This is a genomic window from Colwellia sp. 75C3, from assembly GCF_002836255.1.
In the GTDB taxonomy this organism is placed as follows: domain Bacteria; phylum Pseudomonadota; class Gammaproteobacteria; order Enterobacterales; family Alteromonadaceae; genus Colwellia.
Map to the genome: position 1 here is coordinate 1 of NZ_PJAU01000013.1, position 500 is coordinate 500.

Genomic DNA, 500 nt, shown 5'->3' on the forward strand with positions numbered 1-500 from the left:
TTGAAAGCTTAGATCATGAAAGTGCCGAAACCATTACGATCACCGTCACCTCAACAGACAGCGGTGGTCTACCAACGACACAAGAATTTACTCTGAATGTCGGTGATGTTAACGAAGCACCAACGGGTATTACTTTAACTAATCAGAATGTAGACGAAAATGCAGTTGGTGCGGTAATTGGTACCTTAGCCACCACAGGCGATGTTGATGACGGCGATAGCCACAGTTACAGTGTTGATGATACGCGCTTTGAAGTGGTTAATGGCGCACTGAAACTTAAAGCCGGTGTTAGTCTTGATCATGAAAGTGCTGAGAGCATTACGATCACCGTCACCTCAACAGACAGCGGTGGTCTACCAACGACACAAGAATTTACCTTGAATGTCGGTGACGTCAACGAAGCACCAACGGGTATTACTTTAACTAATCAGAATGTAGACGAAAATGCAGTTGGTGCGGTAATTGGGACTTTAGCGACCACAGGCGATGTTGATGACGGC

At 45.8% G+C, this 500-nt stretch carries 1 pseudogene; it reads left to right on the plus strand.

Features of this window, described 5'->3' with window-relative positions:
* Positions 1–500 (plus strand): annotated as a pseudogene (locus tag CXF85_RS00095) (cadherin repeat domain-containing protein); the annotation flags it as partial.